Annotated in this window: 24 protein-coding genes and 1 riboswitch; of the genes, 12 read left to right on the top strand and 12 right to left on the bottom strand. The window is 73.2% G+C overall.

The genetic code is table 11. The features are described 5' to 3' along the window. Positions 1-3: 3 nt before the first annotated feature. The 4 genes from ACF06X_RS04430 to rsmH form a co-directional block, all read right to left on the bottom strand. Positions 4-1659, bottom strand: a complete 1656-nt coding sequence (locus ACF06X_RS04430; protein ID WP_392285645.1) for a UDP-N-acetylmuramoyl-L-alanyl-D-glutamate--2,6-diaminopimelate ligase — start codon at positions 1657-1659, stop codon at positions 4-6. Between the two features lie 15 nt (positions 1660-1674). Continuing rightward, a complete protein-coding gene (locus ACF06X_RS04425) occupies positions 1675-3660 on the bottom strand; it encodes a penicillin-binding transpeptidase domain-containing protein (RefSeq protein WP_392285975.1) in 1986 nt (661 codons plus the stop codon). A gap of 5 nt (positions 3661-3665) precedes the next feature. Next, positions 3666-4211, bottom strand: coding sequence for a septum formation initiator family protein (locus ACF06X_RS04420; protein WP_392285974.1), 546 nt, complete (start codon positions 4209-4211; stop codon positions 3666-3668). A 160-nt stretch (positions 4212-4371) separates the two neighbouring features. Next, positions 4372-5331: a 16S rRNA (cytosine(1402)-N(4))-methyltransferase RsmH gene (gene rsmH, locus ACF06X_RS04415; RefSeq protein ID WP_392285644.1), complete on the bottom strand. Its 960-nt coding sequence runs from the start codon at positions 5329-5331 to the stop codon at positions 4372-4374. 401 nt (positions 5332-5732) lie between these two features. On the opposite strand from rsmH, the gene ACF06X_RS04410 reads away from it, so the two are divergent. From ACF06X_RS04410 to ACF06X_RS04395, 4 genes are all read left to right on the top strand, one after another. After that, positions 5733-6281 (top strand): beta-class carbonic anhydrase, encoded by a 549-nt coding sequence (locus ACF06X_RS04410; RefSeq protein ID WP_392285643.1) that lies wholly within the window; start codon positions 5733-5735, stop codon positions 6279-6281. Positions 6282-6426: 145 nt separating this feature from the next. After that, positions 6427-7446: a MoxR family ATPase gene (locus tag ACF06X_RS04405; RefSeq protein ID WP_158986505.1), complete on the top strand. Its 1020-nt coding sequence runs from the start codon at positions 6427-6429 to the stop codon at positions 7444-7446. After that, complete coding sequence (locus ACF06X_RS04400) at positions 7446-8822, top strand: DUF58 domain-containing protein (RefSeq protein WP_392285973.1); 1377 nt, start codon at positions 7446-7448, stop codon at positions 8820-8822. The genes ACF06X_RS04405 and ACF06X_RS04400 overlap by 1 nt, the downstream gene beginning before the upstream one ends. Continuing rightward, entirely contained in the window at positions 8819-11239 is a 2421-nt protein-coding gene (locus ACF06X_RS04395; RefSeq protein ID WP_392285642.1) for a DUF3488 and DUF4129 domain-containing transglutaminase family protein, read from the top strand. The genes ACF06X_RS04400 and ACF06X_RS04395 overlap by 4 nt, the downstream gene beginning before the upstream one ends. A 186-nt stretch (positions 11240-11425) precedes the next feature. On the opposite strand, the gene ACF06X_RS04390 is transcribed toward ACF06X_RS04395, so the two are convergent. The 3 genes from ACF06X_RS04390 to ACF06X_RS04380 all read right to left on the bottom strand — a co-directional run bounded on the left by ACF06X_RS04390 (position 11426) and on the right by ACF06X_RS04380 (position 13535). After that, complete coding sequence (locus ACF06X_RS04390; RefSeq protein WP_392285641.1) at positions 11426-11833, bottom strand: DUF3040 domain-containing protein; 408 nt, start codon at positions 11831-11833, stop codon at positions 11426-11428. Between the two features lie 306 nt (positions 11834-12139). Then, positions 12140-12928: a methyltransferase gene (locus ACF06X_RS04385; protein WP_392285640.1), complete on the bottom strand. Its 789-nt coding sequence runs from the start codon at positions 12926-12928 to the stop codon at positions 12140-12142. A gap of 76 nt (positions 12929-13004) precedes the next feature. Next, positions 13005-13535 (bottom strand): SAV_6107 family HEPN domain-containing protein, encoded by a 531-nt coding sequence (locus tag ACF06X_RS04380; RefSeq protein WP_392285639.1) that lies wholly within the window; start codon positions 13533-13535, stop codon positions 13005-13007. A 174-nt stretch (positions 13536-13709) separates the two neighbouring features. Here ACF06X_RS04380 and ACF06X_RS04375 point away from each other — a divergent pair, with 174 nt between their 5' ends. From ACF06X_RS04375 to ACF06X_RS04355, 5 genes are all read left to right on the top strand, one after another. Next, complete coding sequence (locus tag ACF06X_RS04375) at positions 13710-14567, top strand: ATP-binding cassette domain-containing protein (protein WP_392285638.1); 858 nt, start codon at positions 13710-13712, stop codon at positions 14565-14567. Then, on the top strand, positions 14539-16626 hold the full coding sequence (locus ACF06X_RS04370) for a YhgE/Pip family protein (protein WP_392285637.1): 2088 nt from the start codon (positions 14539-14541) through the stop codon (positions 16624-16626). Before ACF06X_RS04375 ends, ACF06X_RS04370 begins: the two co-directional genes overlap by 29 nt. Before the next feature lie 20 nt (positions 16627-16646). Beyond that, entirely contained in the window at positions 16647-17255 is a 609-nt protein-coding gene (locus tag ACF06X_RS04365) for a TetR/AcrR family transcriptional regulator (RefSeq protein ID WP_392285636.1), read from the top strand. A gap of 329 nt (positions 17256-17584) precedes the next feature. Then, complete coding sequence (locus ACF06X_RS04360; protein ID WP_392285635.1) at positions 17585-18214, top strand: DUF4126 domain-containing protein; 630 nt, start codon at positions 17585-17587, stop codon at positions 18212-18214. A gap of 10 nt (positions 18215-18224) precedes the next feature. After that, on the top strand, positions 18225-19637 hold the full coding sequence (locus ACF06X_RS04355; RefSeq protein WP_392285634.1) for a phytoene desaturase family protein: 1413 nt from the start codon (positions 18225-18227) through the stop codon (positions 19635-19637). Positions 19638-19644: 7 nt separating this feature from the next. On the opposite strand, the gene ACF06X_RS04350 is transcribed toward ACF06X_RS04355, so the two are convergent. The 5 genes from ACF06X_RS04350 to ACF06X_RS04330 all read right to left on the bottom strand — a co-directional run bounded on the left by ACF06X_RS04350 (position 19645) and on the right by ACF06X_RS04330 (position 23928). Further along, complete coding sequence (locus tag ACF06X_RS04350; protein ID WP_392285633.1) at positions 19645-20454, bottom strand: hypothetical protein; 810 nt, start codon at positions 20452-20454, stop codon at positions 19645-19647. Positions 20455-20505: 51 nt separating this feature from the next. Further along, positions 20506-21423: a methylenetetrahydrofolate reductase [NAD(P)H] gene (gene metF, locus ACF06X_RS04345; protein WP_392285632.1), complete on the bottom strand. Its 918-nt coding sequence runs from the start codon at positions 21421-21423 to the stop codon at positions 20506-20508. Positions 21424-21565: 142 nt separating this feature from the next. Next, entirely contained in the window at positions 21566-22216 is a 651-nt protein-coding gene (gene thiE / locus ACF06X_RS04340) for a thiamine phosphate synthase (protein ID WP_392285631.1), read from the bottom strand. An 87-nt stretch (positions 22217-22303) separates the two neighbouring features. Further along, positions 22304-22669 carry an Rv2175c family DNA-binding protein gene (locus tag ACF06X_RS04335; RefSeq protein WP_158986532.1) on the bottom strand — a complete coding sequence of 122 codons (366 nt, stop codon included), beginning with the start codon at positions 22667-22669 and terminating at the stop codon, positions 22304-22306. A gap of 44 nt (positions 22670-22713) precedes the next feature. Next, positions 22714-23928 carry an NAD(P)/FAD-dependent oxidoreductase gene (locus tag ACF06X_RS04330; protein ID WP_392285630.1) on the bottom strand — a complete coding sequence of 405 codons (1215 nt, stop codon included), beginning with the start codon at positions 23926-23928 and terminating at the stop codon, positions 22714-22716. Between the two features lie 107 nt (positions 23929-24035). Next, positions 24036-24148: riboswitch (TPP riboswitch) on the top strand. Here ACF06X_RS04330 and thiO point away from each other — a divergent pair. The 3 genes from thiO (at position 24146) to ACF06X_RS04315 (ending at position 26330) form a co-directional block, all read left to right on the top strand. Further along, positions 24146-25318, top strand: coding sequence for a glycine oxidase ThiO (gene thiO, locus ACF06X_RS04325; protein ID WP_392285629.1), 1173 nt, complete (start codon positions 24146-24148; stop codon positions 25316-25318). Its footprint overlaps the riboswitch before it by 3 nt. Positions 25319-25329: 11 nt before the next feature. Continuing rightward, complete coding sequence (gene thiS, locus ACF06X_RS04320; RefSeq protein ID WP_215067561.1) at positions 25330-25530, top strand: sulfur carrier protein ThiS; 201 nt, start codon at positions 25330-25332, stop codon at positions 25528-25530. A gap of 5 nt (positions 25531-25535) precedes the next feature. Next, positions 25536-26330 carry a thiazole synthase gene (locus ACF06X_RS04315; RefSeq protein WP_392285628.1) on the top strand — a complete coding sequence of 265 codons (795 nt, stop codon included), beginning with the start codon at positions 25536-25538 and terminating at the stop codon, positions 26328-26330. Positions 26331-26513 lie beyond the last annotated feature (183 nt).

The following is a 26513-nucleotide window of genomic DNA, read 5'->3' as shown; positions in this document are numbered from 1 at the left end:
AACTTATCCCTGACTGTTCTTGAGGCTGCGTTCAATCGCTTCGCGCAGGACCTGGCGGTCGTCGAAGGGGCGGACCACCCCGGCGATGTCCTGGCCCTGCTCATGGCCCTTGCCGGCGACGAGCACGGTGTCGCCGGGCCGGGCGCGGGCCACGGCCGCGGCGATGGCCGCGGCCCGGTCGGCGTCGACCAGGACGTCGCCGCGCTCGTGGGCCGGCACTTCGGCGGCGCCCGCGAGCATCGCGGCGAGGATCGCGAGGGGGTCCTCGGAGCGGGGGTTGTCCGAGGTCAGTACGGCGGTGTCGGCGAGGCGCGCCGCGGCGGCGCCCATCGGACCGCGCTTGGTGGTGTCCCGGTCGCCGCCGCAGCCGAGCACGATGTGGATCTTGCCCTCGGTGACCTTGCGCAGGGAGCGCAGGACCGATTCGACGGCGTCCGTCTTGTGGGCGTAGTCGACGACGGCGAGGTAGGGCTGGCCGGCGTCGACGCGCTCCAGGCGGCCGGGGACGCCGGGGACGGCGGCGACGCCCTCGGCGGCGGTCCGGGGGTCGAGCCCGGCGACGGCGAGGGTGACGATCGCGGCGAGGGTGTTGGCGACGTTGAACGGGCCGGGCAGCGGGGCGGTGGCGGGGAACCGCTCGCCCTCGGGGCCGACGACGGTGAGGGTCGAGCCGAAGGCGCCCAGCTCGACGTCCTCGGCGCGCCAGTCGGCGTCCGGGTTGCCCTCGGCGGAGAAGGTGACGACCGGGACGGGGGCCTCCTTCGCGAGCCTGCGGCCGTAGGCGTCGTCGAGGTTCACCACGCCCCTTCTGCTGCGCTCCGGGGTGAACAACCGCGCCTTGGCGGCGAAGTAGTCCTCCATGTCGGAGTGGAACTCCATGTGCTCCGGGCTGAGGTTGTTGAAGACGGCGACGTCGAAGACGCAGCCGTCGACCCGGCCGAGCACGAGGGCGTGGCTGGAGACCTCCATGGCGACCGCGTCGACCCCGCGCTCGCGCATGACGGCGAAGAGGGCCTGGAGGTCGGTGGCTTCGGGGGTCGTACGTTCCGACTTGATGCGCTCGTCGCCGATCCGCATCTCGACGGTGCCGATGAGCCCGGACCGGCGGCCGGCCGCCTTGAGGCCGCCCTCGACGAGGTAGGCCGTGGTGGTCTTGCCGGAGGTGCCGGTGATGCCGATCTGGAGCAGGTCCTCTCCGGGCCGGCCGTAGATCTCGGCGGCGAGCTCACCCATGCGGCCGCGCGGGTCCTCGACGACCAGGACCGGCAGGCCGGTCGCGGCGGCGCGTTCGGCGCCGGCCGGGTCGGTGAGGACGGCGGCGGCACCGAGGCCCGCGGCCTGGTCGGCGAAGTCCGCGCCGTGCAGCCGGGCGCCGGGCAGGGCCGCGTACACGTCCCCCGGGCGTACCGCCCGCGAGTCGTGGGTGATGCCCGTGACGTCGACAGGGCCGCCGCCGGGCGACTCGATCCCGAGCCGGGCGGCCAGGTCGCCCAGGGGTGTGGGGCGGGCCTGCTCCGGGCGGGGCGGCGTGGTTCGGTACTGATCAGCGTGTGGCACGGCGGTGAGCGTACCGGGCCCACCCGCCGCGGGGCCAAAAGAGGCCCGGGCGTCGCCGGAGTTCGATTTCCGGTTCCCGGAATCGGGGGTGATCGTTGTCACTGGTGCTCCCGAGTGTCACTCACTGGCCTTGAAGGTCACCGGCATCCGGGCGGGCTCGCTGCCCGTCGGGGCGACGTGGAGCGTCTTGAGCGCGAACTCCATGACCTTCTTGTAGATGGGACCGCAGATCTGGCCGCCGAAGTAGTCCCCCTTGGTGGGGTTCTGGATGGCGCAGTAGACGGTGATCCGCGGGTTGTCTGCGGGCGCGAAGCCCGCGAAGGAGGCGGTGTACCCCTTGTAGCGGCCGAGTTCGGGGTCGACGCGGTTGGCTGTTCCGGTCTTGCCCGCGACGCGGTAGCCGGGGATGCGGGCCTTGGTGCCGGTGCCCTCCTCGTCGCCGACCACGGACTCCAGCATCTGCGCGAGGGTCTTGGCGGTCTTCTCGCTCACCACCCGGGTCTGCCGCGGCTCGGGGGCGGGGGTGAACCGTCCGTCGGGTCCCTTGGTGCCGCGGACGAGCGTGGGCTCGATCCGTACGCCGCCGTTGGCGATGGTCGAGTAGACCGAGGCGGCCTGCATGGCGTTGACGGACAGGCCCTGGCCGAAGGGGATCGTGTACTGCTGCGAGGTCGACCAGTCCTGGGGCTTGGCCAGGATCCCGGGGGTCTCACCCGGGTATCCGAGCCCGGTGGGGCTGCCGATGCCGAACTTGCGCAGGTACGAGTGGAGGACCCGGTTCGACTCGGCCTGGGTGCCGCCGAGCTGGCCGGTGGCCAGGATCGTGCCGATGTTGCTGGACTTGGCGAGGACGCCGTTGAGGGTGAGGTACCAGGTGCGGTGGTCGACGTCGTCCTTGAAGAGCCGGTCGCCGCGGTGCAGCCGGTTGGGGACGGTGACGTGGGTGTCGGGGGTCGCCACGCCCTCCTCCAGGACGGCGGCCATGGACATGACCTTGCTGGTGGAGCCGGGTTCGTAGGCGTCCTGGAGGGCCGCGTTGCCCATCGCGGCGGCGTTGGCAGCGGAGAGGTCGTTGGGGTCGAATCCGGGGGCGTTGGCCATGGCGAGGACCTCGCCGGTCTTCGTGTCCTGCACGATGACGTAGCCGCGGTCGGCCCGGGACTTCGTCACCTGTTCGGTGATGGCCTTCTGGGCGGCCCACTGGATGTCCCGGTCGATGGTCAGCTCGATGTCGGAGCCGGGCACCGCCGGGGTGCCCTCGGACCCGGCGGTGGGGACCCGCCGCCCGCCGGACTGGGCGAACCTGATCTTGCCGTCCTTGCCGGCCAGCTCCTTGTCGAGCATGGACTCGAGGCCGCCGGCGCCGCGGCCCTCGGCGTTGACGTAACCCAGTATCCCGGCGGCGAGTTCGCCGTTGGGGTAGACCCGCTTGGTGGAGGGCTCGCTGAGGATGCCGCCGAGCAGATTGATCCCGTTGCCGCCCTGGGCGGGCTTGGCCTTCCGCTCGTAGACCTTCTTGAGGTCCTTGATCTGGTTCCAGACCTGCGGGGTCTGCTTGCGGGCGAGCAGGGTGTAGCGGGACTTGGGGGTGCGGAGCTTCTTGGCGAGCTCGGCGGGCTCCTTGCCGAGGAGCGGTGCGAGGAGGGCGGCGGCCTGCTCGGGGGCGTCCCGGATCTTGCTCTCCTCGGGGGTGAAGAGCTTGGGGTCGGCCGTGATGTCGTACGCGTCGACGCTGGCGGCCAGGGCGATCCCGGCGCGGTCGGTGATCTCGCCGCGGTCGGCGGAGAGCGTGTACTCCTGGTAGCGGTGGGCCTCCGCCTTCGCGGTGAGCGCGCTGGCGTCGACGGCCTGGACCTGGAGCAGGCGGAGGACGAACGCCACCATGACGAGGGTCAGTCCGAGGGAGACGAGACGGAGCCGGGGCTTGGGGCTGCCGAGCCGGATGGTGCGCACCCTGGGCCGCGCGGACGGCCGGGAGGCGGACGGCCGGGTGGTACGGCGCGGGGCCGGCCGGGCGGGCTGCGCGGGGCGGCCCGCGGAGGGCCGGGGGCGGGCGGGCCGGGCGGGGCCTGGCACCCGGCGCGGGGGCTCCTTGGGGGGCACTTCGGTCACCTGCCGGAGGTCGTCGGGTCGGGCACGGTGGTCGCGGGCGCGGACGTCGTGGGCGCGTCGGGGGCGGCCGCGTCAGGGGTGATCGCGTCGGGAGCGGTCGCGTCGGGGGCGGTGTTCTGGGGTGCGCTCCCGGCCGGGGGCGGGGAGGCGGGCGGTGTCACGGGAAGGGCGACCGGAGGCGCCGGCGGCGGGGTGTCCGTCGCGGTCGGGGCCGGGTCGGGCTCGGGCGAGGACGCCTTGGAGGGCTTGCCCCGGACCGTGCCGTCCGGATCGAGGAAGGCGGGGCTGCCGCCCGGGACCATGCCCAGCTCGCGGGCCCGCCGCTCCAGCGCGTCGGGCGCGGAGCGGTCGTCCACGTCCCGCTGGAGGGCCTGCTCCTGGTCGGTGAGCTCGGTGGTCCGGTTCTTGAGGTCGCGCAGCTTGAACGAGCCCTGGTTGAGGGCGGAGTTCAGCAGCAGGAGGGTGATGAGGCCGCCGCCGAGCAGGAGCACGACGAGCAGGACGAAGGGAGTACGGGCAGCGGTGCTGGGCCCCGACGGCATGAGCCGCCCGAGCCGCGCGGCCCTGCCCTTGAGCGGCCCCTTCGTCGTCACCGTTCGCCCCCGATCCCTTCTCCGCCTCCGCCCGCGCGGCGCTCAGGCGCGGGCACCGTCGTCGTCCGCGGTCCGGCCGGCCGGTGGCCGGTGGCCCCGCGTCCCTCGCTCACGAGGGCTCGTCCTCCCGGATGCGCTCCGCTCCGCGAAGACGCGCGGGCGCGGCGCGGCGGTTCTCGGCGATCTCCTGCTCCGTGGGGAGCTCGGCGCCGCGGGTGAGCAGTTTCAGACGGGGCTGGTACTGCTCCGGTACGACCGGCAGGCCGGGCGGGGCCGTGTTCGCGGCGCCGGCCGCGAAGACCTGCTTGACCAGCCGGTCCTCCAGCGAGTGGTACGACAGGACGGCGATCCGGCCGCCCACCGCGAGCGCCTTCACGGCCGCCGGGATCGCCCGCTCCAGTACGGTCAGCTCGCCGTTGACCTCGATGCGCAGCGCCTGGAAGGTGCGCTTGGCCGGGTTGCCGCCGGTGCGCTTGGCCGCCTGCGGGAGGGCGTCCCGGATCAGCTCGACGAGGCGGGCGCTGTTGGTGAAGGGCTCCTTCTCGCGCTCGCGCACGATCGCGGAGACGATCCGCTTGGCCTGCTTCTCCTCGCCGTACGCCCGCAGGATGCGGACCAGTTCGCCGGGCGGGTAGGTGTTGAGGACCTCCGCCGCGCTGACGCCGGTCGTCTGGTCCATGCGCATGTCGAGCGGGGCGTCCTGCGCGTAGGCGAAGCCGCGGTCGGCCTCGTCGAGCTGCATGGAGGAGACGCCCAGGTCGAAGAGGATGCCGTGCGCCTTGGGGATGCCGAGCCTCTCGAGGACCTCGGGCAGCTCGTCGTAGACGGCGTGGACGAGCGTGGCGCGCTCGCCGAAGCGGGCGAGCCGCTCGCCGGAGAGCCGCAGGGCCTCCTTGTCCCGGTCGAGGGCGACGAGGCGCGCCTCGGGGAACCGCTCCAGGAGGGCCTCGCTGTGGCCGCCGAGACCCAGGGTGCAGTCGACGACCACCGCTCCGGGGCGCTCCAGGGCGGGGGCCAACATGTCCAGGCACCGCTGGAGCATCACCGGGACGTGTCGGTCGTTGCTCAATGCGCCCTCTCAGATTCGGCGCGGCCGGTACGTACCACCGGGTCCCCGCCCGCTCGCTGAAGGGGAAGCGACCGGCCGGCGCCGCCAAGGGGGCGCATCGGCCGGCCGGCGAGCGGGAGGAGGCCGAGCCGTACGTACCGCCGCACACGCGGGGGAGAAACTGCTGATAACGCTCAATGTCTCCGTGAACTTCGCGTCACTTTAGTCCACTGGTCCCGGCGGTCAATCAACCGGCTGGCGCGTCGCGCGGGCCGCCGGGCGGAGCGGGGCGATCCCGGCGTCTCACCCGGATGGGCCCGGTCTTCTCACGCCTGTGGGTTAGCTCACAACAAGGCTCATTGACGTTCTTTGTCCGCTCTCACAGCGGGCCCGGAGGCCAGGTGCCCGTTACCTTCATAGACATGTCGACCTCTGCGCACTCCTCCGCCGCCCCCGCCGACGCGATACGGACGGGCGGGACGGTCACCGACCGTCTTGTCGAGGCCAACGAGCGTTACGCGGCCCGCTTCACCGACCCGGGCCTGGGCGCGAAGCCCGCCCTGAACGTCGCCGTGGTGGCCTGCATGGACGCCCGCCTCGATCTGCCCGCCGCTCTCGGCCTGGAGCTGGGTGACTGTCACACCATCCGCAACGCGGGCGGTGTGGTCACCGACGACGTGATCCGTTCCCTCACCATCAGCCAGCGGGCGCTCGGGACGCGCAGCGTGGTGCTGGTCCACCACACCGGATGTGGCCTGGAATCGCTCACCGAGGAGTTCCGGCACGAGCTGGAGATGGAGGTCGGCCAGCGTCCCGCGTGGGCCGTCGAGTCCTTCCGCGACGTCGACCAGGACGTCCGGCAGTCGATGCAGCGCGTGCGGACCTCGCCGTTCCTGCTGCACACGGACGACGTCCGGGGCTTTGTCTTCGACGTGACCACGGGTCTTCTCCGCGAGATCGACCCCGCCTGACCCGGCGAAACCCGGCATAACACCCGCACTTGTCCACAGGCAAGTGACACGACCCGGCCACGGCAACAAGAATGCTCGGGTGACACCCCCCGGAGCGTGCGCGGGGGCAGGTGTCGGTGTTTACGGAAGGGCCGAGGAGGGCCGGGTGACGACCTATGACGATCGAGCGAGCCTCACAGATCTGACCACCACAGCGGAGCGTGTCCGCAGGTCGGTGGAGGGTGTGATCGAGGGCAAGCCTGAGGTCGTACGGCTTTCGCTGACCGTGCTGCTCGCCGAGGGACATCTTCTGATCGAGGATGTCCCCGGCGTCGGCAAGACGATGCTGGCCAAGACGCTGGCGCGGTCCATCGACTGTTCGGTGCGCCGCATCCAGTTCACCCCCGACCTGCTGCCGTCGGACATCACGGGTGTGTCGATCTTCGACCAGCAGCGGCGGGACTTCGAGTTCAAGCCGGGCGCGATCTTCGCCCAGATCGTGATCGGCGACGAGATCAACCGCGCCTCCCCGAAGACGCAGTCGGCGCTCCTGGAGTCCATGGAGGAGCGGCAGGTCACCGTCGACGGGCAGACCTACGAGCTGCCGAGCCCGTTCATGGTGGTGGCCACCCAGAACCCGGTGGAGATGGAGGGCACGTACCCGCTCCCCGAGGCCCAGCGCGACCGGTTCATGGCCCGTGTCTCGATCGGCTACCCCAGCCCCGAGGCCGAGCTGCAGATGCTCGACGTGCACGGCGCGGTCAACCCGCTCGACGACCTGCAGCCGGTGGCGCACGCCCATGACATCGTCAAGCTGATCGACGCGGTGCGCGCCGTGCACGTCGCCGACGCCGTGCGCCGGTACGCCGTGGACATCGTCGCCGCGACCCGTACCCACGCGGACCTGAGACTCGGCGCCTCCCCGCGCGCCACGCTCCACCTGCTGCGCGCCGCGAAGGCCTCCGCCGCGCTCAGCGGCCGCGAGTACGTCCTGCCCGACGACCTCCAGGCCCTGGCCGTACCGGTCCTGGCACACCGTCTGCTGCCCACCGCGCAGGCCCAGCTGAACCGGCGTACCGCCGAGCAGGTCGTCCTGGACATCCTGCAGCGCACCCCCGTCCCCGCCGCGGCGCCGCCCGCCGGCCCGCTCTACGGCCAGCAGCAGCCCGGCATCCGGCAGCTGTGATGACGACCGCCGCCGCACCGCCCGGGCAGCGGAGCGACGACGACCTGGACGCCCGGCCGGGAGAGGACCGGGGCGGCCTGCGGGCCGCGCTGAGCGGGCTCACCACCCGGGGCCGGTCCTTCCTCGCCGCCGGTGTCGCCGCCGCGGTCTGCGCCTACGTGCTCGGGCAGGGCGATCTGCTGCGCGTCGGGCTGCTGCTCGCCGTGCTGCCGCTGATCTGCGTCGGGGTGCTCTTCCGCACCCGCTACCGGGTCGCGACCAGCCGCCGGCTCTCCCCGCACCGGGTGCCGGTCGGCTCCGAGGCCCGCGTCCATCTGCGGATGGACAACGTCTCCCGGCTGCCCACCGGGCTGCTGATGCTCCAGGACCACGTCCCGTACATGCTCGGGCCGAGGCCCCGGTTCGTCCTGGACCGGGTCGAGGCGGGCGGCCGGCGCGAGGTGTCGTACCGGGTCCGCTCCGACCTGCGCGGACGCTTTCCGCTGGGCCCGCTCCAGTTGCGGCTGAACGACCCGTTCGGCATGTGCGAGCTGACCCGCTCCTTCAGCGCGTACGACATGCTCACCGTCGTCCCGCGGACCGAACCGCTGCCGCCGGTGAAGCTGATCGGCGAGGCGGCGGGGTACGGCGACGGCAGGCAGCGCTCGCTCGCGCTGGCCGGGGACGACGACGTCATCCCGCGCACCTACCGCCACGGTGACGACCTGCGCCGGGTCCACTGGCGCTCCACCGCCCGTTACGGCGAGCTGATGGTCCGCCGCGAGGAGCAGCCCCAGCGGGCCCGCTGCACGGTACTGCTCGACACCCGCCGGATCGCCTTCCAGGGCGCGGGCCCCGACTCCGCCTTCGAGTGGGCGGTCTCGGGCGCGGCCTCGGCCCTGGTGCACATGCTGGAGCGGGGCTTCTCCGTGCGGCTGCTCACCGACACCGGCAGCGCGGTGCCCGCCGAGGGCGCCGAGGGCTTCGCCGGTGCGACGCAGGACTCGGCCGAGGCGGCCGGACTGATGATGGACACCCTCGCCGTCGTGGACCACTCCGACGGGGCCGGTCTCTCGCGCGCCTACGACGTGCTGCGCGGCGGCAACGAGGGCCTGCTGATCGCCTTCCTCGGCGACATCGACGAGGAGCAGACGGCGGTGGCCGCCCGGATGCGGCAGCGCAGCGGCGCGGCCGTGGCGTTCGTCCTGGACTCAGGGACCTGGCTGACCGGGGGCGCGGTCGCCGGTGCGGTCGGGGAGCGGCTGCGGCAGTTGCGGGAGGCCGGCTGGACGGCGCTGGCCGTGGAGCCGGGGGCCCGGCTCGCGGAGCTGTGGCAGCAGGCCGGCGGGATGCGCGCGGAGACCACCGCGGGCGAGACGTACGGAGGTTGGTCATGAGCGGCCGCGCGCGGCTGACGCTGGGCGCCTTCGCCGCCACGCTGACGGCGGCGGGCGCGCTCCTTCCGCTGGTGCGGCCGGCGACGTGGATCTTCACCGCCGCATTCCTGCTGGCGGTGCAGAGCGGGGTCGGCGTGCTGACCCGGCGGGTGCCGCTGGCCCGACCGCTGACGATCGCGGCGCAGGCCGTGGCGACCCTGCTCGCGCTGACCTTCGTCTTCGCCCGGGAGCAGGCGCTGCTGTGGTTCCTGCCGGGGCCGCAGGCCTTCGGGCGGTTCGCCGCGCTCTTCGAGGCAGGGGCCGACGACATCGGGAGGTACGCGATCCCGGCGCCGGACACCGAGGGCATCCGGCTGATGGTGGTCGGCGGCGTGCTGGTGATCGGTCTCCTGGTGGACACGCTCGCGGTGACCTTCCGCAGCGCGGCCCCCGCCGGACTGCCGCTGCTCGCGCTGTACTCGGTGGCCGCGGGCCTCTCGGAGGGCGGCGCGAGCTGGCTCTGGTTCCTCCTCGCCGCCACGGGCTACCTCCTGCTTCTGCTGGCGGAGAGCCGGGACCGGCTCTCGCAGTGGGGCCGTGTCTTCGGTGGCGCGCCGCGCGCCGGGGGCGGGTCGACGGGCGCGGCCGGCGGCGGGCAGGCGCTCGCCCCGGTGCGGACCGGCCGGCGGATCGGCGTGGTCGCCATGGGCGTCGCGCTGGTGGTCCCCGCCGTGCTGCCGGGGCTGACCGGCGGTCTCTTCGGCGGTGCGGGCGAAGGCCCGGGCGAGAGCGGCAAGGGCGGCACGATCTCGGCGGTGAACCCGCTCGTGTCGCTCCAGGAGAACCTCCGCCAGCCCGAGGACCGCGAGGTGCTCCGCTACCGGACCAACGCGACCGACACCAGCGGCATGTATCTGCGGCTCGTGGCGCTCGACCAGTTCGACGGCACCTCGTGGAAGTCGTCGGTCCGCCCGATCCAGGACGTCCCGGAACGGCTGCCGACGCCGGACGGCCTCGGCCGGCAGGTCCGTACGACGGAGGTGACCGGCAATTTCGTCGCCTCCACGACGTACGAGCAGAAGTGGCTGCCGATGCCCTATCCGGCCGTCAAGGTCGAGATCGGCGGCCGCTGGCGCTACGAGCCGGCCGGGCGGATGCTTGTCGGCGACGACAAGCAGAACACCCGCGGCGCCCGGTACACGGTGACCAGCCTGGACGTGCGGCCGACGGGCGAGCAGCTGTCGGGTGCGCCGTCGGCGCCGGCCAAGCTGCTCGCGGAGTACACCCGGGTCCCCGACTCGCTGCCCGCCGACGTGAAGTCGAAAGCGCTGGAGGTCACCCGGGGCGCGCGCAACGACTACGAACGGGCCGTGAAGCTCCAGAACTGGTTCGCCACCGACGGCGGGTTCCGCTACGACGTGGAGGTCGAGTCCGGTACGGGAGTGCAGGCGATCTCCCGCTTCCTTCAGCAGAAGGAAGGCTTCTGCGTCCACTTCTCGTTCTCGATGGCGGCGATGGCACGGTCGCTGGGCATCCCGGCCCGGGTCGCGGTCGGCTTCATGCCCGGCACCCCGCAGTCCGACGGCACGGTGTCGGTCGGCATCCGGGACGCGCACGCCTGGCCGGAGCTGTACTTCGAGGGCGCGGGCTGGCTGCGGTTCGAGCCGACGCCGACGCGGGGCTCCACACCGGACTACACCCGGCCGCAGACTCCGAGCGGTTCGGCGTCCGGCTCCGCGCGGCCGGAGACCAGCGCATCGGCGCTGCCGTCGGCCGTGCCGAGCGCCTCGGACAGCTGTCCTCCGCAGTCGCGCCGCCTGGGCGAGTGCGGTCCCGACGCGGCGGCGGCCGGTGCCTCGGCGGGCGGTGACGGGCCGAATCCGCTGACGGTGGTCCTGATCTGTCTGGGGGTGGCGGTGGTTCTGCTGCTGCCGCTGCTCCCCCTGCTCTGGCGTACGCGGGTACGGACCCGGCGGCTCGGCTCCCCGGGCCGTACCGCCGAGGACGCGGTGGCCAGGACGCTGGCGGCCTGGCAGGAGATCAACGACACCGCCTGGGACCACGGGGTCCGGCCGGACGAGTCGCGGACGCCCCGGAAGACGGCGGCGCGGATCGTCCGCCTGGGCGCCCTGGACGGCGAGGCCGCCAACGCGGTGCACCGGGTGGCCCGCTCGGTCGAGCAGGTCCTCTACGCCCCGCGACCGCGCCCGGGCGCCGGCCTGGTGGAGGAGGTCGCTCTCGTCCGGGCGGGCTTCCAGCAGGTCTCGGGCCGCCGGGCCCGGCTGCGGGCACTGCTGGCGCCGCGCTCGGCCGTCCGGGTGGTGTGGGCGGCATCGGCCGGCTGGGCACGGCTGACGGCCGCCTGGTCGTCCCGCCGCGACGAGACGACGGCCCGCCTGACGGGTGCCTTCCGCCGGGTGTCGCGCCAGCGGGGTTGAGGGCTGGGGTGAGGTGGTCGGCGAACGCTTCGACGGGCGTTCGCCGACCACCCTCGCCTCCCCCTCCGCCTCACGGGCGCCTGGGGAGGCGGGCGTTTCACCCCGACCGCACACGCGCCTTTACGGCGCCGGCCTGCGGGGCTCGGGGTCGGGTAGGGGCCCAAGAGGCCCTGTCTCAGGGGGCCGTCAGTGGCCGCCGCCCTGCTGTTCGTCCCGGCGGCGCTGCCACCGTTCTTCGATCCGGTTCATCATGGAGCGACGCTGACGGGGCTGACGGCCGCCGGCCGCCTCTCCGCCACTCGCCTGCTGCTGCTCGCCCGGCTTGGGCGCCTTGCGCCATCCGGTGACCGCCAGGACCGCGCAGCCCAGCATGACGAGGAACCCCACCACGCTGATCCAGATCTGCTGAGCGACCATTCCAGCCATGAGGAGCGCGATACCCACCAGGAAGCCGGCGACTGCCTGGTAGACCCGTCGCCGGGTGTACGTACGCAGTCCGCTTCCCTCGAGCGCTGTCGCGAACTTGGGATCTTCGGCGTACAGCGCTCGCTCCATCTGCTCGAGCATTCGCTGCTCGTGCTCCGAGAGCGGCACGGAGTCCTCCTAGTCGTCGGTCGCGGGGGCGACCGGGATGCGGCCCTTTCAGGATAGGCAGGGAATCGCCCCCGTGAAACCCGCCCTCAACGCCTAATCGCCAATCCGGGCCGCCATGCGGTTCGGTTGCTGAGGCGTTGATTCCCCAGCACCCTGCCTGTCATGCCGGATGGTGTCCCCCGATCATACGGGGCGAAGTCCTCGATCGGGGGGCCTGTGGCGTACTCCATGTGCGGCTGCGCCGCTGATCAGCCCGGTGCGGGCCCCTCGCGGGTCCTCGCCCGGCCCGTGCGGCCGGGCGGGTTGTCAGGCCCGCTTCTCTCCGAGGACGTGCAACTGGGTGGCGATCGCCTGGAAGGAGGGCAGCTCGGCGGCGGCCGCCTCCAGCTTGAGCAGGGCCTCGGCGGCCCCCGGCTCGGTGTCGACCAGCGCGCCGGGCACCAGGTCGGCGAAGACCCGGACGCCGTGCACGGCGCCGACCTCCAGACCGGCCTCGCCCGCCAGCTCCGTGAGCTGCTCCGCGGTGAAGCGCCGGGGCACCGGGTCTCCGTCGCCCCAGCGTCCCGCCGGGTCGTCGAGGGCGGTCCTGGCCTCGGTGAAGTGCCCGGCCAGGGCGCGGGCGAGGACGGCGCCGCCGACGCCCGCGGCGAGCAGGCTCAGCGCGCCTCCGGGCCGCAGCGCGGCGACCGCGTTGCGTACGCCCTCGGCCGGGTCGTCGACGTACTCCAGGACGCCGTGGCAGAGCACCACGTCGTACGCCTCGCGCTCGACGACCTCGAACAGGCCGCGGATGTCTCCCTGCACCCCGCTGACGCGGTCGGCGACGCCGGCCTCGGCGGCCCGGCGCTCCAGCGCGAAGAGGGCGTTCGGGCTGGGGTCGACGACTGTGACGCGGTGGCCGAGGCGCGCCACCGGCACCGCGAAGTTCCCGGAGCCGCCGCCGGTGTCGAGGACGTCGAGGGTGTCTTTCCCGGTGGCCTTGGCCCGGCGGTCGAGGGCGTCCTTGAGGACGTCCCAGACGACGGCGGTACGCAGGGAGGCGCGCGACGGGCGCGACGACGTCTCCCGACCGAAGACAGGGGAAGGGTCCGACACGGCTGTTGACTCCTCGGTGACGGTGCACGAACCCTCCCACCCTATGGCCTCGGGTGACCTGCCCCGGTCATGTCGCTCAGCCCGCCGCCTCGCCGGCGCCGCTCTGGCGGGGCAGCACCGGCTGGAGGACGAGGAGCCGCTCGACCAGGCGCAGGAACATCGCGGCGTCCCGGACGAGGTCGTCGGCGTCCCGGTGACTCGCCGCGCCGGGTATGCCCGCCTCCGCCCGGGCCCGGCGGCCGGCCCCCGAGGCGAACAGGGCGCTCCATTCGGTCAGCTCGGGCGCTATCTCGGGGAGCACCTCCCAGGCGCTCCTGATCCGGGCCCGCTTGCGCGGATTGTTCTCGGGCCTGCCACGGGCGGCGAGCACGGCGGCGGCGGTCCGCAGCGCTGCGAGGTGGGCGGTGGCATACCGCTCGTTGGCCACGTCGAGCGCCGCGGCCTCGTCGAGGCCGGTGCGGGCCTGGGCGAGCAGGTCGAGGGCGGCGGGCGGCGCGGAGGAGCGGCGCGGGACGGGGTGGACGTCGGACGCGGGTCCGGGCAGTGCGGGCGCGGGGCGGCCGGCGGTGCGGCGCCGGGCCGCGGCTGCTGCGGAGGAGCTGGCCATGACGAGCCTCCTGTCGTCGTGTGACGGCGCTGTGTCCGTATGTGTCCATCGTGAAGGGCACCACTGACAATCGCCCTGACCTGGCCTTTTGCCGTGATCGCGGATTCGGGGGTAAGTTTTTGCACTGACTGGTCAGTTCAAAAGCGGGAACGCTGGGGAAGTGGGGGTGGGTCCGTGGAAGCGCACTCGGAGGAGCCGCGCGGCGCCGCCGTCGTCGCGGACGGATTCGGGCTGAAGGGGCCGCGCGGCTGGGTCTTCCGCGAGGTGGGCTTCCGGGCGGAGCCGGGCTCGCTCGTCGCGATCGAGGGGCCGTCCGGCTCGGGCCGCACGTGTCTGCTGCTCGCGCTCACCGGCCGCATGAAGCCCCACGAGGGCCACGCCGAGGTCGCCGGACTGCGCCTGCCCCGCAAGATGGCGGCGGTACGGCGGATCAGCGCGCTCGGGCCGGTGCCCGGGGTCAGCGACCTGGACCCGGCCTTCACCGTCGCCGAGCACCTGCGCGAGCGCGCGCTGCTCCAGCGGCGCTACGACGGCTCCGTCCGGGCCCTGCTGCGTCGCCCGGCCGAGCGGGCCGCGACGACACGGGCCCGGATCGCGGAGGCCCTGGAGACGGCCGGGCTCGACCTGGCCGCCCTGCCGAAGGCCGAGCGGACCTCCGTACGGGACCTGGAGCGGCTGGAGGCCCTGCGCCTGTCCGTCGCGCTCGCCCTGATCGGCCGGCCCCGGCTGCTCGCCCTGGACGACACCGACCTGAAGCTCTCCGACGACGCCCGGGCCGAGGCGTGGACGCTGCTGCGGTCGATCGCCGACGCCGGCACGACGGTGCTGGCCGTGTGCAGCGAGGCCCCGGAGCGGGCCCTGCGCGTCACCACCGGCCCTGCCCCGGAGGCCCCGGAGGCCCTGGAAGCCCCCGAGGCACCGGAAGCCCCGGAAGCACCGGAGAACCCGGCCCCGGACGAGACCGCCGCGACCGAGGAAGACACCACCGAGGAGGGGGAAGCCGATGCGCTCGCCGAAACTGGCCGCGCTTGAGCTGAAGCGGTTCGGCAGGGGGAAGCTGCCACGCGCCGCGCTCGTCGCGATCCTGCTGCTGCCGCTGCTGTACGGCGCGCTGTACCTCTGGTCCTTCTGGGACCCGTACAGCAGGCTGGACCGGATACCCGTCGCGCTCGTCAACGACGACAAGGGCGCCACCGCCGACGGCAGGAGGATCAACGCCGGCGACGACATCTCCCGGGGCCTGCTGGAGAGCAAGGTCTTCGAGTGGCACGAGGTGAGCGACGCCGAGGCGCGCGAGGGCGTGGAGGACGGGACGTACTACCTCTCCCTGACCATGCCCGGCGACTTCAGCACGCGCATCGCCTCCAGCTCCGGCGACGCCCCGGAGACCGGCGCCCTGCAGGTCCGTACGAACGACGCGAACAACTACATCGTCGGGCAGATCTCCCGCACGGTCTTCTCCGAGGTCCGCACCGCCGCCTCCACCAAGTCCTCCCGCTCGTTCCTCGACAGGATCTTCATCTCCTTCTCCGACATCCACGACGCCACCGCCAAGGCGGCCAAGGGCGCCGGTGAGATCAAGGAGGGCGTGGACAAGGCCAAGAAGGGCTCCGAGAGCCTGGCCGGCGGCCTGAAGGACGCCAAGAAGGGCAGCGGCGACCTGGCCACCGGCCTGAAGAAGCTCGACAAGGGCGCGGGTGAGCTGGAGACCGGCTCACGGCAGGTGGCGAACGGCACGCAGGCGCTCGCCGACAAGGTCAACGGCAAGGCCGCGAAGATCCGTCCGTACCTGAAGAACAACGGCAGGACGATCGGCGACACCGCCAAGCTGGTCGCCGACTCCGCCGCGGCCGTCCGGCACAACCTGGACGACCTGGTCAAGCGCGCGCCGGTCGCCCGCAGCGCCGCCCACCTGGCCGACGACAAGCTGGAGAAGGTCCACCGCGAGCAGTGCGTGGACAACCCGCTGCCGGACCCGAAGGCCTGCCCGGCCCTCAAGGAGGCCAAGGTCACGGCCGACGACGTGGCGAAGATCGCCGACGACCTGCACGAGCTGACCAAGGACAGCGACGGCGACCTGAAGAAGCTCGACGGGCAGCTCGCCACGCTGCAGAAGCAGGCCGAGGACCTGCACAAGGCCGCTCCGAACCTGGAGGAGGACCTCGAAGGCGCCGTCGCGAAGATCAACAAGCTCAACACGGGCGCCCAGAAGGTGGCCAAGGGCGCCGACGAGCTCCACACCGGTCTCAGCAGTGCCAGGACCGGCTCCGTCAGCCTCGACACCGGTGTCGGCAAGCTCAAGAAGGGCGCGGGAGACCTCGACGGCGGCCTGTTCAAGCTGGCCGACGGATCGGGCGAGCTGGCCACCGGTCTCCACGACGGTGTCACCAAGATCCCCGACTACGACAAGCAGGACCGGGACCGCCGTACGGAAGTCATGGCCGACCCGGTGGAGCTGGCCTCCCAGTCGCTCCACAAGGCGCCCAACTACGGCACCGGCTTCGCCCCGTACTTCATCCCGCTCTCCCTCTGGGTCGGCGCCATGGTGGCGTACATGCTCATCCAGCCGCTCAACCGGCGCGCCCTCGCCGCCGGCGCCTCGGCCTGGCGGATCGCGCTGGCCGGCTGGCTGCCCGTCGCGGCGATCGGACTGCTCCAGGTCGCGGCGCTGATGTCCGTCCTGCACTGGGGGCTCGGCCTGCAGATGGCTAGGGCCGCCGGGACGGTCGGCTTCCTGGCGCTGGTGACCTGCTGCTTCGCGGCGATCATCCAGTGGCTCAACGCCCGCTTCGGGGCGGCGGGGCGGATCCTGGTCCTCGCCGTGCTGATGCTCCAGCTGACCTCGGCGGGCGGCACGTACCCCGTCCAGACCAGCCCCGGCTTCTTCAACGCGATCCACCCCTTCCTGCCCATGAGTTACGTCGTCGAGTCGCTGCGCCGGCTGATCACCGGCGGCGGGATCGGGCCGGTCTGGCAGGCGGTCGCCGTCCTGACCGCGTTCACCGTGGGCGCGCTGGCGCTGACGGCGCTCTCCGCGCGGCGCAAGCAGGTGTGGACCCTGGACCGGCTCCACCCGGAACTGAGTCTCTGAGACCTGTGAGAATCGAGCCCATGGACAGCAGCAGCACCAGACGCCAGGCCACGCGCGCGAAGCTCTACGAATCCGCCGTCACGCTCATCGCCGAGCAGGGCTTCTCGGCGACGACGGTGGACGAGATCGCGGAGCGCGCGGGCGTGGCGAAGGGCACGGTCTACTACAACTTCAAGAGCAAGACCGAGCTCTTCGAGGAACTGCTGCGGCACGGCGTGGGGCTGCTCACCGCCTCCCTCCGGGAGGCGGCCGAGGAGACCGCCCGGCGGGGCGGGAGCCGGGTCGACGCGCTGGACGCGATGATCCGGGCGGGCCTGGTCTTCATCGACCGGTACCCCGCCTTCACCCAGCTGTACGTGGCCGAGCTCTGGCGCACGAACAGGGCATGGAACGAAACCCTCCTGGTCGTCCGTCAGCAGGCGGTCGCGGTGGTGGAGGGCGTGCTGCGCGAGGCCGTCGAAGCCGGCGAACTGAGCGAGGAGATCGACATCCCCCTCACGGCGGCGGCGCTGGTCGGGATGGTCCTGGTGGCCGCCCTGGACTGGCAGGCCTTCCAGCGCGAGCGCTCCATCGACGACGTGCACAGTGCGCTGTCCCGGCTCCTGCACGGCCGGGTCGGCGGCCGCTAGCCGCGTCCGCGAGGACACGCGCATACGCCGGACGGCGAGGCTCGATCCCCCCGAGCCTCGCCGTCCGACGTTTCCGCACCCCCCGTGAACACCCCCGTGTCCCCCGTGCGGTCCCCCGTTGCACCCCCGTGCCGGCCGGTGCACGACCCCGTTCCGCCGCCCCGTGTCGGCGGGTGCGGAGCCGTGCCCCTTCCGTGGTCCCCACTCTTCCGTCCGCGCAGGTCAAAGCCCATCCGCGTAGCTACTCATCTCTTCCCCTAGGTACGGATACTCAGCGTTCCGCGCCAAGGCCCACGCGCGCGTGCCCCCGGCTGGTTACGATCGCGTCCGTGTCCGTACTCCCCCTGGTCTTCACCAGCGGCTGGGCGAGCGGGATCAACGCGTACGCGGTGGTCCTGCTGTTCGGCGTCTTCGGCGCGACCGGACTCACCGACGAGGTGCCCGAGTCGCTGCAGCGCACCGACGTCCTGATCGTCGCCGGCGTGCTGTTCCTCTGCGAGGCGGTGGCGGACAAGATCCCGTACGTCGACTCGGTCTGGGACTCCGTCCACACGGTGATCCGGCCGGTCTCCGGGGCCGTGGTCGGCGCCCTGCTCGCCGGGCAGTCCGGTTCCCTGCCGGAGCTCGCGGCGGGCGCGGTCGGCGGCTCGACCGCGCTGCTGAGCCACTTCGTCAAGGCCGGGACGCGGATGGCGATCAACACCTCGCCGGAACCGTTCTCCAACGTCGCCATGAGCATGGCGGAGGACCTCGGGGTGGCGGGAATCGTCACCTTCGCGATCTTCAACCCAGAGGCGGCGGCGATCATCGCGGCCGTACTGCTCGTGCTGGGCCTGGCGATACTGGGCATCCTCGCCCAGCGCATCCGCCGCTTCCTCCGCCGCCGGGCCCAGCGGCGTGAGGAGCGGCGACTGGCAGCCGCCGAGGCGGCCGACGGCCCCCGGGGACCCGGCGGATAAAGTCCCTGACATGGGACGGATCGTGGTGATCGGCGCCGGGATGGGCGCCATGGCGGCGGCCGCCCGGCTGGCCGTGGCGGGCCACCGGGTGACGGTGTACGAACGCACGGAGACCTACGGCGGCGCGGTACGCAGGTTCGAGCGGGACGGGTTCGCCTTCGACACCGGACCAGGACTGCTGCACCTGCCCGCCGTCTACCGCGACCTGTTCGTCAAGACCGGCAAGGAGCCGCTGGAGGACCGCGTCGAGCTGACGCAGGTCGACCCGGCGAGCCGGCACGTGTTCTCCGACGGTACGAGGGTGGACCTGCCGAACGCCTCGCGCGCCGGCACGGTCTCCGCCCTGGACGCGGCCCTCGGCGCGGGCGCGGGCGAACGCTGGGGCGACTTCATGGTCCGGGCCCGCGAGGCCTGGGACCGCACCCGGCGCCCGCTCCTGGAGGAGCCGCAGCCGGAGGACACCTCGGTGTTCGGCCGCGATCCGTACCCGGCCCTGAAGGCGGGGTTCCTGCGGCGCCCGACGACCCGGCTGGAACAGATCGGCGCGCGGGAGCTGCGTGACCCCCGGCTCGCGGCGCTCCTCGACTCGTACGCCTGGTCCTACGGCTTCGACCCGGCGGCGGCCCCGGCCTCGGCGGCCGTGCTGCCCTACATGGAGCAGACCTTCGGCACCTGGTACGTCGGCGGCGGCATCCGGGCGCTCGCGGACGCGGTGTACGAGCGGTGTTTGCAGCGGCGGGTGGAGTTCGTCTTCGACACGGCCGTCGTCGAGGTGCTGGAGAAGGACGGCCGGGCGACGGGAGTCCGACTGGCGGGCGGGGAGGCCGTGGAGGCGGACCACGTCGTGGCGGGTGCGCCCGTGCCCGCGCTCTATCGGGACCATGTGGTGGCCCAGGGAGACCAGCTGGACCTGACCGGCCGCATGACGGTCTGTCTGGCCCTGCGCGGAGCCCGGGAGGCGGACGCGGTGCACCGCACCGTCGTCCACGCGACCGCGAGCCGGCCCACCGTGACCGTGCTGCGGCCGGACGACCCCGCGCTGCGCCCGGACGACGCGCACGAGTCGGTGACGGTCTCCGCGACGGTGTACCTGTACCCCGAGTACGACTGGGCCGAGATCGCCGAGGAGATGGTCGCGGCGGCTGAGTCCGTCGTTCCGGGGCTCCGGGAGCGGCTGCTCTGGCAGGAGGTCCGCACCCCGGAGGACACTCTGCGGGAGACGGGTACCGCCGAGGTCCCCGGCCCGGCGCTCGCCGGCGGCTCAGGTGCCTACCTCCCCGCCGCCAACCGCTCCTCGCTTCCCCGCCTGCACTTCGCCGGCGGCTGGTCCCATCCCGGCGGCGGGCTGGCCCACGCCGGCATGTCGGGCGCCCTCGTGGCCGGGCTGATCGTCGAGGGCGACGGTTTCCGGGGTTCGCAGTAGGCCGGAGTCAGTACCGGTACTGCTCGTTGCCGTAGCCGTAGTACTCCTGGCCCGGCTGCTGCGGGTGCTGCGGCGGATCGGCGGGCTGCTCGGTGTCCCGCTGCTGGGGCACCCAGACGCCGCCGGGCGGGGTGTCGTACGTGTACGAGGGGGCGTAGGGGTCGGCGTAGGGCTGCTGGCCGCCCGTGCCGTAGTCGTACGAGGTGTACTGCTGGCCGTCGGTGCCGGGGCCGATGTACGGGTCGGAGTAGGCCGCGTACTGCTGCTGGCCGGTGCCGTAGTCGTAGGCAGGCTGCTCGTACCCCGGCGTGTAGCCGTCGTAGCCGCCGTACGCGGGCTGGGCCTCGGGCTGGGCATGGCCGTGGGCCTGGGCCTGGGAGTGGGCGTAGGAGGGGTCGTAGACGGCGTACTGGCCGGTCTCGTCGGGCATCGGCTGCGGCTCGTAGACCGCCGTGGTCTCGGCGGGTGAGGGGTCCACCGGCTCGTAGGAGAGGTCGGTGACCTCGAGCGTGGGGCCGGCCTCGGCCGGCGCGGTGGACCTGCGGCGGCGGCTCGCGCCCGGGTTCCCGCCGATCGCCCAGCCGGTGGAGAAGCCGCGGCGGAAGGAGAGGGTCACATAGGTCTGCCCGACGCCGAAGGCGACCGCCCCCGCGATGATCACGGCGACCAAGGACAGCAGAACGCCGATGACCACCCCCAGGAAGCCGCAGAAGGCGAGCACGCGCCAGCGCAGCCTCGCCTTGTACTGCAGGAGCACCTCACCCAACAGCCACAACGCGACGACACCGAACGCGATGTAGAGGACCGTCCACCCCATGCCCGCCCCTCTCCTACGGCCACCGCCGCGGGTCTGGGGCGGGTACGCCGGTCAGGACTGCACGTGCAGTCCGAGATTCTCGTAGATCTCCAGCGTCGCGGTGGAGTTGTTCAGCGTGATGAAGTGCAGTCCGGGGACACCCTCGGAGAGCAGACGCGCGCAGAACTCCGTCGCGAACTCGATGCCAATGGAGCGTACAGCGGCCGGATCGTCCTTGACGGCGAGGATGCGTTCTTTCACGTCCGCCGGGAAGAGGGCGTTGCTGAGCTGGGGCAGCCGGTCGAGGGTCTTCACGTTCACGACGGGCATGACTTCGGGGATGATCGGCGTCTCGCAGCCGGTCTTCGCCACGCTGTCGCGCATCCGGAGGTAGTTCTCCGGATCGAAGAACATCTGGGTGATGGCGTAGTCCGCGCCGGCCCGGCACTTGTCCACGAAGTGCCGGATGTCCGTGTCCCAGTCGGTGGAGCGCGGGTGCATCTCGGGGAAGGCCGCGACGCCCACGCAGAAGTCGCCGGACTCCTTGATCAGCCTGACCAGGTCGGCGGCGTAGCGGACGCCCTCGGGGTGCTCGATCCACTCCCCCAGCGGGTCGCCGGGCGGGTCGCCGCGCAGCGCGAGCATGTTCCGGATGCCGGCGTCGGCGTACTGGCCGAGGACGTTGCGCAGTTCGGCGACGGAGTGGTCGACCGCGGTGAGGTGGGCGACCGGGGTGAGGGTGGTGTCACCGGCGATCTTCTGGGTGGCCTTGACGGTGCCGCCGCGGGTGGATCCGCCGGCTCCGTAGGTCACCGAGACGAAGCTCGGGCCGACCGCCTCGACCCTGCGCAGGGCGTTCCAGAGGCTGCGCTCGCCCTTCTCGGTCCGGGGCGCGAAGAACTCGAAGGAGTACGAGGGCTTGCCGGACGCGAGGATGTCGCGGACCGTGCGCGCACGGTCCGAGCGGGTGGAAGCGGTGCCAAGAGCCATACGGGCAGGTTAGACGGGGGCCATCGGCGGAAGAAGCGGTGTCCGAGTAATGGACACATTTTTGGACACCTCCGCGCGGCGCCCTCCGCGGAGCCCTCAGCGGTGCCCTCTGGGTGGACGGCCCGGCTCCCGTCGTCCCCCGCTACGCCGAGCGCTCGCGGACCCGCTTGGCCAGCCGGGCCGTGGCCGCTGCGGGGTCGTCGGCCTCGGTGATCGCCCGGACGACGACGATCCGGCGCGCGCCCGCGTCGAGGACCTCGTCGAGGGTGGTCTCGTCGATCCCGCCGATGGCGAACCAGGGGCGGTCCTGGGCGAGCCCCGCCGTGTACCGGACGAGGTCGAGCCCGGGGGCGTACCGGCCGGGCTTGGTCGGGGTGGGCCAGCAGGGGCCGGTGCAGAAGTAGTCCACGCCCGGCTCGGCGACGGCCGCGTCGACCTCGGACTCGCCGTGGCAGGAACGGCCGATCAGGACCCGGTCGCCGAGGATCGCGCGGGCGGCGGGCACGGGCAGGTCGCCCTGGCCCAGGTGCAGCACGTCGGAACCGATGGCGTGGGCGACGTCGGCCCGGTCGTTGACCGCGAGCAGCCTGCCGTGGCGGCGGCAGGCCTCGGCGAACACGGCGAGGTGCTCCAGCTCCTCACCGGCCTCCATGCCCTTGTCGCGCAGCTGCACGATGTCGACACCGGAGGAGAGCACGGCGTCGAGGAACGCGGGCAGGTCGCCCTGCCGCTTGCGGGCGTCCGTGCAGAGGTAGAGCCGGGCGTCGGCGAGCTGCTCGCGAGGCGTGGACATGGGTGGTTCCCCCCGTCGGTGCGGTGGCCCCGTGGGGCCGGGCGGACCCGGCCCCACGGAAACCTCCTGTGTGGTGTCTTCGGTACGTCAGACGGCGAGCGCCTGGGCGCGGCGCTTCACCTCCGTGCCGCGATTCTCGCTGAGCGCCTGCGCGGGCGTGCCCGGCAGGGTCGGGTCGGGAGTGAAGAGCCACTCCAGCATTTCTTCGTCGGTGAAGCCGTCGTCCTTCAGGAGCGTCAGGGTGCCGGAGAGGCCCTTGACGACCTTGTCGCCGTCGATGAAGGCGGCGGGCACCTGAAGCGCCTTGTTCTCACCGCGGCGCACGGCGATGAGCTGGCCCTCCTTGACCAGCTGCCGCACACGCGTCACCTCGACATCGAGCATTTCCGCGATGTCGGGGAGGTAGAGCCAGGCGGGGACGAGAGCATCGATTCTTGCGTCAATCTCGGTCACGTGGACAAGCCTGCCATCCCGGACCGACAGCCGGAAGTCGAGCCCTACCGGACTGCCGCCTTCAGGGGTACGGAGGGGTCGGCGGCGCGCTCGCGGGCGAGGGGGGTGCCGGACTCGATGAGCTTGCGGCCCTGGGCCAGGTCGCGGGGGCGGCCGACGGCGAGCAGGGCGACCAGGAGCCCGTCGCGGAGCCAGAGGACGGACCAGGAGGGGCCCGCCGGGTCGCCGCGCCGGACCAGCTCGGCGGCGCCCGTGTGGTGGCCGGCGTACTGCACGAACCGGCCGAACTGCTCGGACCAGAAGTACGGCACCGGGTCGTAGACCTGGGGGGCCTCGCCGATGATGTCGGCCGCGACGGTGCGCGGGCCCTGAAGGGCGTTGTCCCAGTGGTGGACGAGGAGCCGTTCGCCGTAGCGGGCGGAGGGGAAGGAGGCGCAGTCGCCGACGGCGTACACGTCGGGCAGGGAGGTGCGCAGCCGCTCGTCGGCGGTGACGGAGCCGCCCGCGTCGAGGGCGATGCCGGAGCCGGCGAGCCAGCCGGTGGCGGGGCGGGCGCCGATGCCGACGACGACGGCTTCGGCGGGCAGCTCCCGGCCGTCGGCCAGGACGACCCGGCCGGGTTCGACGTGCGCCACGCGCGCGTGGGTGAGGAGTGCGGCGCCGCTCTCCTCGTACCACTGGGCCATCGGGGCGGCGACCTCGGCGGGCAGCGCGCCGGCCAGCGGCCGGTCGGCGGCCTCGACGACGGTGACCGCGCACCCCGCCTCGCGCGCGGCGGTGGCGAACTCGGCGCCGATCCAGCCGGCGCCGACCACCACGATGTCGTGACGCCGCTCCAGGACGGGCTTGAGGCGGGCGGCGTCGTCGAGGGTGCGCAGCAGGTGGACGCCGGGGACGCCCTCGGTGCCGGGCAGGGTGACGGGCTCGGCGCCGGTGGCGACGACCAGGATGTCGTACGGGACGGGCCCGGCCTCCGTGTCGACCTCGTGGGCGTCGGGGCGCAGTCCGGTCACCTCGACGCCGAGGCGCAGTTCGATGGAGAGCGCCTCGAAGTCGACGTCGAAGGCGGAGTCCTCGGCCTTGCCGAGGAGCACCGCCTTGGAGAGCGGGGGACGGTCGTAGGGCTGGTGCGGTTCGGCGCCGAGGAGGGTGATCGGGCCTGTGAATCCCTGTTCGCGCAGGGCGACGGCGGTCTGCACCCCCGCCATACCGGCGCCCACGATCACGACCCGCTGCTGTGCCTGCTTCTGCTCGCTCACCCGATCACCTTACGCACCTGACGGCACGTCAGGAAGGCGGCCGCTCGAGCCGCCACCGAGGCTCCCTTACCGGGTGTCGGCGGCGGGGGATAGTCTGACGGCCAACGTAGAGCACACGCGGGAGCCCGGACGCACCGGGCTGAGAGGGAGGCTGACCGGCCTCCGACCGTACGAACCTGATCCGGGTCATGCCGGCGAAGGGAGGGGCTGGACGCCCATGTCGCGTACATGCAGCACATCTGACGTCCTCGTCATCGGGGGCGGAATCATCGGCCTGGTCACGGCCTGGCGGGCGGCGCAGCGCGGTCTGCGCACCGCGGTCGTCGATCCGGAGCCCGGGGGCGGGGCCGCCCGGGTGGCGGCCGGCATGCTCGCCGCCGTCACCGAGCTCCACTACGGCGAGGAGACCCTGCTCGGTCTCAACCTCGCCTCGGCGCGCCGCTATCCGGACTTCGTCGCCGAACTCCAGGACGCCACCGGACAGGACGTGGGCTACCGCGCCTGCGGCACCCTCGCCGTCGCGCTCGACGCCGACGACCGGGCGCACCTGCGCGAGCTGCACGCCCTGCAGACCCGGTGCGGCCTGGAGTCGGAGTGGCTCAGCGGGCGCGACTGCCGCCGCCTCGAGCCGATGCTGGCACCGGGGGTGCGCGGCGGGCTGCGGGTCGACGGCGACCACCAGGTCGATCCGCGCCGGCTCGCCGCCGCGCTGGTCACCGCCTGCGAGCGGGCCGGGGTGGTCTTCCACCGGAGCGTCGCGGACCGCCTCGCGGTGGTGCGGGAGCGGGCCGCCGGCGTGGTCCTCGCCGACGGCCGCGAGGAGGCCGCGGACCAGGTGGTGCTGGCCGCGGGCAGCCTCAGCGGCCGGCTGGGCGGCGTGCCGGAGGAGGTCCTGCCGCCCGTACGGCCCGTGAAGGGGCAGGTGCTGCGGCTGACCGTGCCGCCCGCGTACGCGCCGTTCCTCTCCCGGACGGTCCGGGCCGTCGTGCGCGGCAGCCAGGTCTATCTGGTGCCGCGCGAGAACGGCGAGCTGGTCGTCGGCGCGACCAGCGAGGAGCTGGGCTGGGACACCACCGTCACGGCGGGCGGGGTGTACGAACTGCTGCGCGACGCCCATGAGCTGGTGCCGGGCATCACCGAGCTGCCGCTCACCGAGACCCGGGCGGGTCTGCGCCCCGCCTCGCCGGACAACGCGCCGCTGCTGGGCCCGACCGGCCTGCCCGGTCTCCACCTGGCCACCGGCCACTACCGCAACGGGGTCCTGCTCACCCCCGTCACCGGCGACGTGATGGCGGATCTCCTCGTCACCGGTGTGCTGCCGGACGAGGCCCGCCCCTTCACCCCCCGCCGCTTCTCCCCCGCTCACGTACGTCAGGAGCAGCCCGCATGAACGTCTCCGTCATGAACGTCTCCGTCAACGGCGAGGCACGCGTCCTCGCCGCCCCCACGACCCTCGACGCCCTCGTCGCCACCCTCTCCGCCGCGCCGTCGGGCGTGGCCGCGGCCGTCAACGAGACCGTCGTGCCGCGCAGCCAGTGGTCCGCGACCGTCCTCGGCGAGGGCGACCGGATCGAGGTCCTCACCGCGGTGCAGGGGGGCTGAGCGCGATGTCCGACGACACCTTCCTCCTCGGCGGTACGGAGTTCTCCTCGCGCCTGATCATGGGCACCGGCGGGGCTCCCAGCCTGGACGTCCTCGAACGCGCGCTGATCGCCAGCGGTACGGAGCTGACGACCGTCGCGATGCGGCGCCTGGACCCGACGGTGCGGGGCTCGGTCCTCTCCGTCCTCGAGCGGCTCGCCATCCGGGTCCTGCCGAACACGGCGGGCTGCTTCACGGCGGGCGAGGCCGTGCTGACGGCGCGCCTCGCGCGCGAGGCGCTCGGCACGGAGTGGATCAAGCTGGAGGTCGTGGCCGACGAGCGGACCCTGCTGCCGGACGCGGTGGAGCTGCTGGACGCGGCGGAGACGCTGGTCGACGACGGGTTCACGGTCCTGCCGTACACCAACGACGATCCGGTCCTGGCGCGGAAGCTGGAGGACGTCGGGTGCGCGGCGATCATGCCGCTCGGCTCCCCGATCGGCTCCGGGCTCGGGATCCGCAACCCGCACAACTTCCAGCTGATCGTCGAGCGGGCGGGGGTTCCGGTGATCCTCGACGCGGGGGCCGGGACGGCGTCGGACGCGGCGCTCGCGATGGAGCTGGGGTGCGCGGCGGTGATGCTGGCGTCGGCGGTGACCCGGGCACAGGAGCCGGTGCTGATGGCGCGGGGCATGCGGCACGCGGTGGAGGCGGGCCGGCTGGCGTGGCGGGCGGGCCGGATCCCGCGCCGCCACTTCGCGGAGGCCTCCTCCCCGGTCGAGGGCCGCGCCGCCCTGGACCCGGAACGCCCGGCGTTCTGACCTGTGCGCCGACCGGCGCGCAGGCCGGTACTGCGCCCAGGCCGGTACGTCCTGCCCGGGCGCGGGGACCACGCCCCGGTCGGCCTGGGCGCGGCCCCCGCGCCCGGGCCCTCGCGTCACAGGTGTGCTGCGGTACAGGCCTGCGCGGCGGGGGTGTCCGCGGCGGCTCGTAGACTCGACGCC

The sequence above is a fragment of the Streptomyces sp. NPDC015346 genome, assembly GCF_043078785.1.
In the GTDB taxonomy this organism is placed as follows: Bacteria; Actinomycetota; Actinomycetes; order Streptomycetales; family Streptomycetaceae; genus Streptomyces.
The sequence above is the reverse complement of the archived record's forward strand: the minus strand, read 5'-3'. Positions and strand labels throughout refer to the sequence as shown.

Coding starts and splice junctions, on each gene's coding strand:
- ACF06X_RS04420 (WP_392285974.1), bottom strand. CDS start 4,211: ATGCCGTCGGGGCCCAGCACCGCTGCCCGTACTCCCTTCGTCCTGCTC.
- ACF06X_RS04410 (WP_392285643.1), top strand. CDS start 5,733: ATGTCGACCTCTGCGCACTCCTCCGCCGCCCCCGCCGACGCGATACGG.
- ACF06X_RS04400 (WP_392285973.1), top strand. CDS start 7,446: ATGACGACCGCCGCCGCACCGCCCGGGCAGCGGAGCGACGACGACCTG.
- ACF06X_RS04395 (WP_392285642.1), top strand. CDS start 8,819: ATGAGCGGCCGCGCGCGGCTGACGCTGGGCGCCTTCGCCGCCACGCTG.
- ACF06X_RS04380 (WP_392285639.1), bottom strand. CDS start 13,535: ATGGCCAGCTCCTCCGCAGCAGCCGCGGCCCGGCGCCGCACCGCCGGC.
- ACF06X_RS04370 (WP_392285637.1), top strand. CDS start 14,539: ATGCGCTCGCCGAAACTGGCCGCGCTTGAGCTGAAGCGGTTCGGCAGG.
- ACF06X_RS04365 (WP_392285636.1), top strand. CDS start 16,647: ATGGACAGCAGCAGCACCAGACGCCAGGCCACGCGCGCGAAGCTCTAC.
- ACF06X_RS04355 (WP_392285634.1), top strand. CDS start 18,225: ATGGGACGGATCGTGGTGATCGGCGCCGGGATGGGCGCCATGGCGGCG.
- ACF06X_RS04350 (WP_392285633.1), bottom strand. CDS start 20,454: ATGGGGTGGACGGTCCTCTACATCGCGTTCGGTGTCGTCGCGTTGTGG.
- metF (WP_392285632.1), bottom strand. CDS start 21,423: ATGGCTCTTGGCACCGCTTCCACCCGCTCGGACCGTGCGCGCACGGTC.
- thiE (WP_392285631.1), bottom strand. CDS start 22,216: ATGTCCACGCCTCGCGAGCAGCTCGCCGACGCCCGGCTCTACCTCTGC.
- thiO (WP_392285629.1), top strand. CDS start 24,146: ATGTCGCGTACATGCAGCACATCTGACGTCCTCGTCATCGGGGGCGGA.
- thiS (WP_215067561.1), top strand. CDS start 25,330: ATGAACGTCTCCGTCAACGGCGAGGCACGCGTCCTCGCCGCCCCCACG.
- ACF06X_RS04315 (WP_392285628.1), top strand. CDS start 25,536: ATGTCCGACGACACCTTCCTCCTCGGCGGTACGGAGTTCTCCTCGCGC.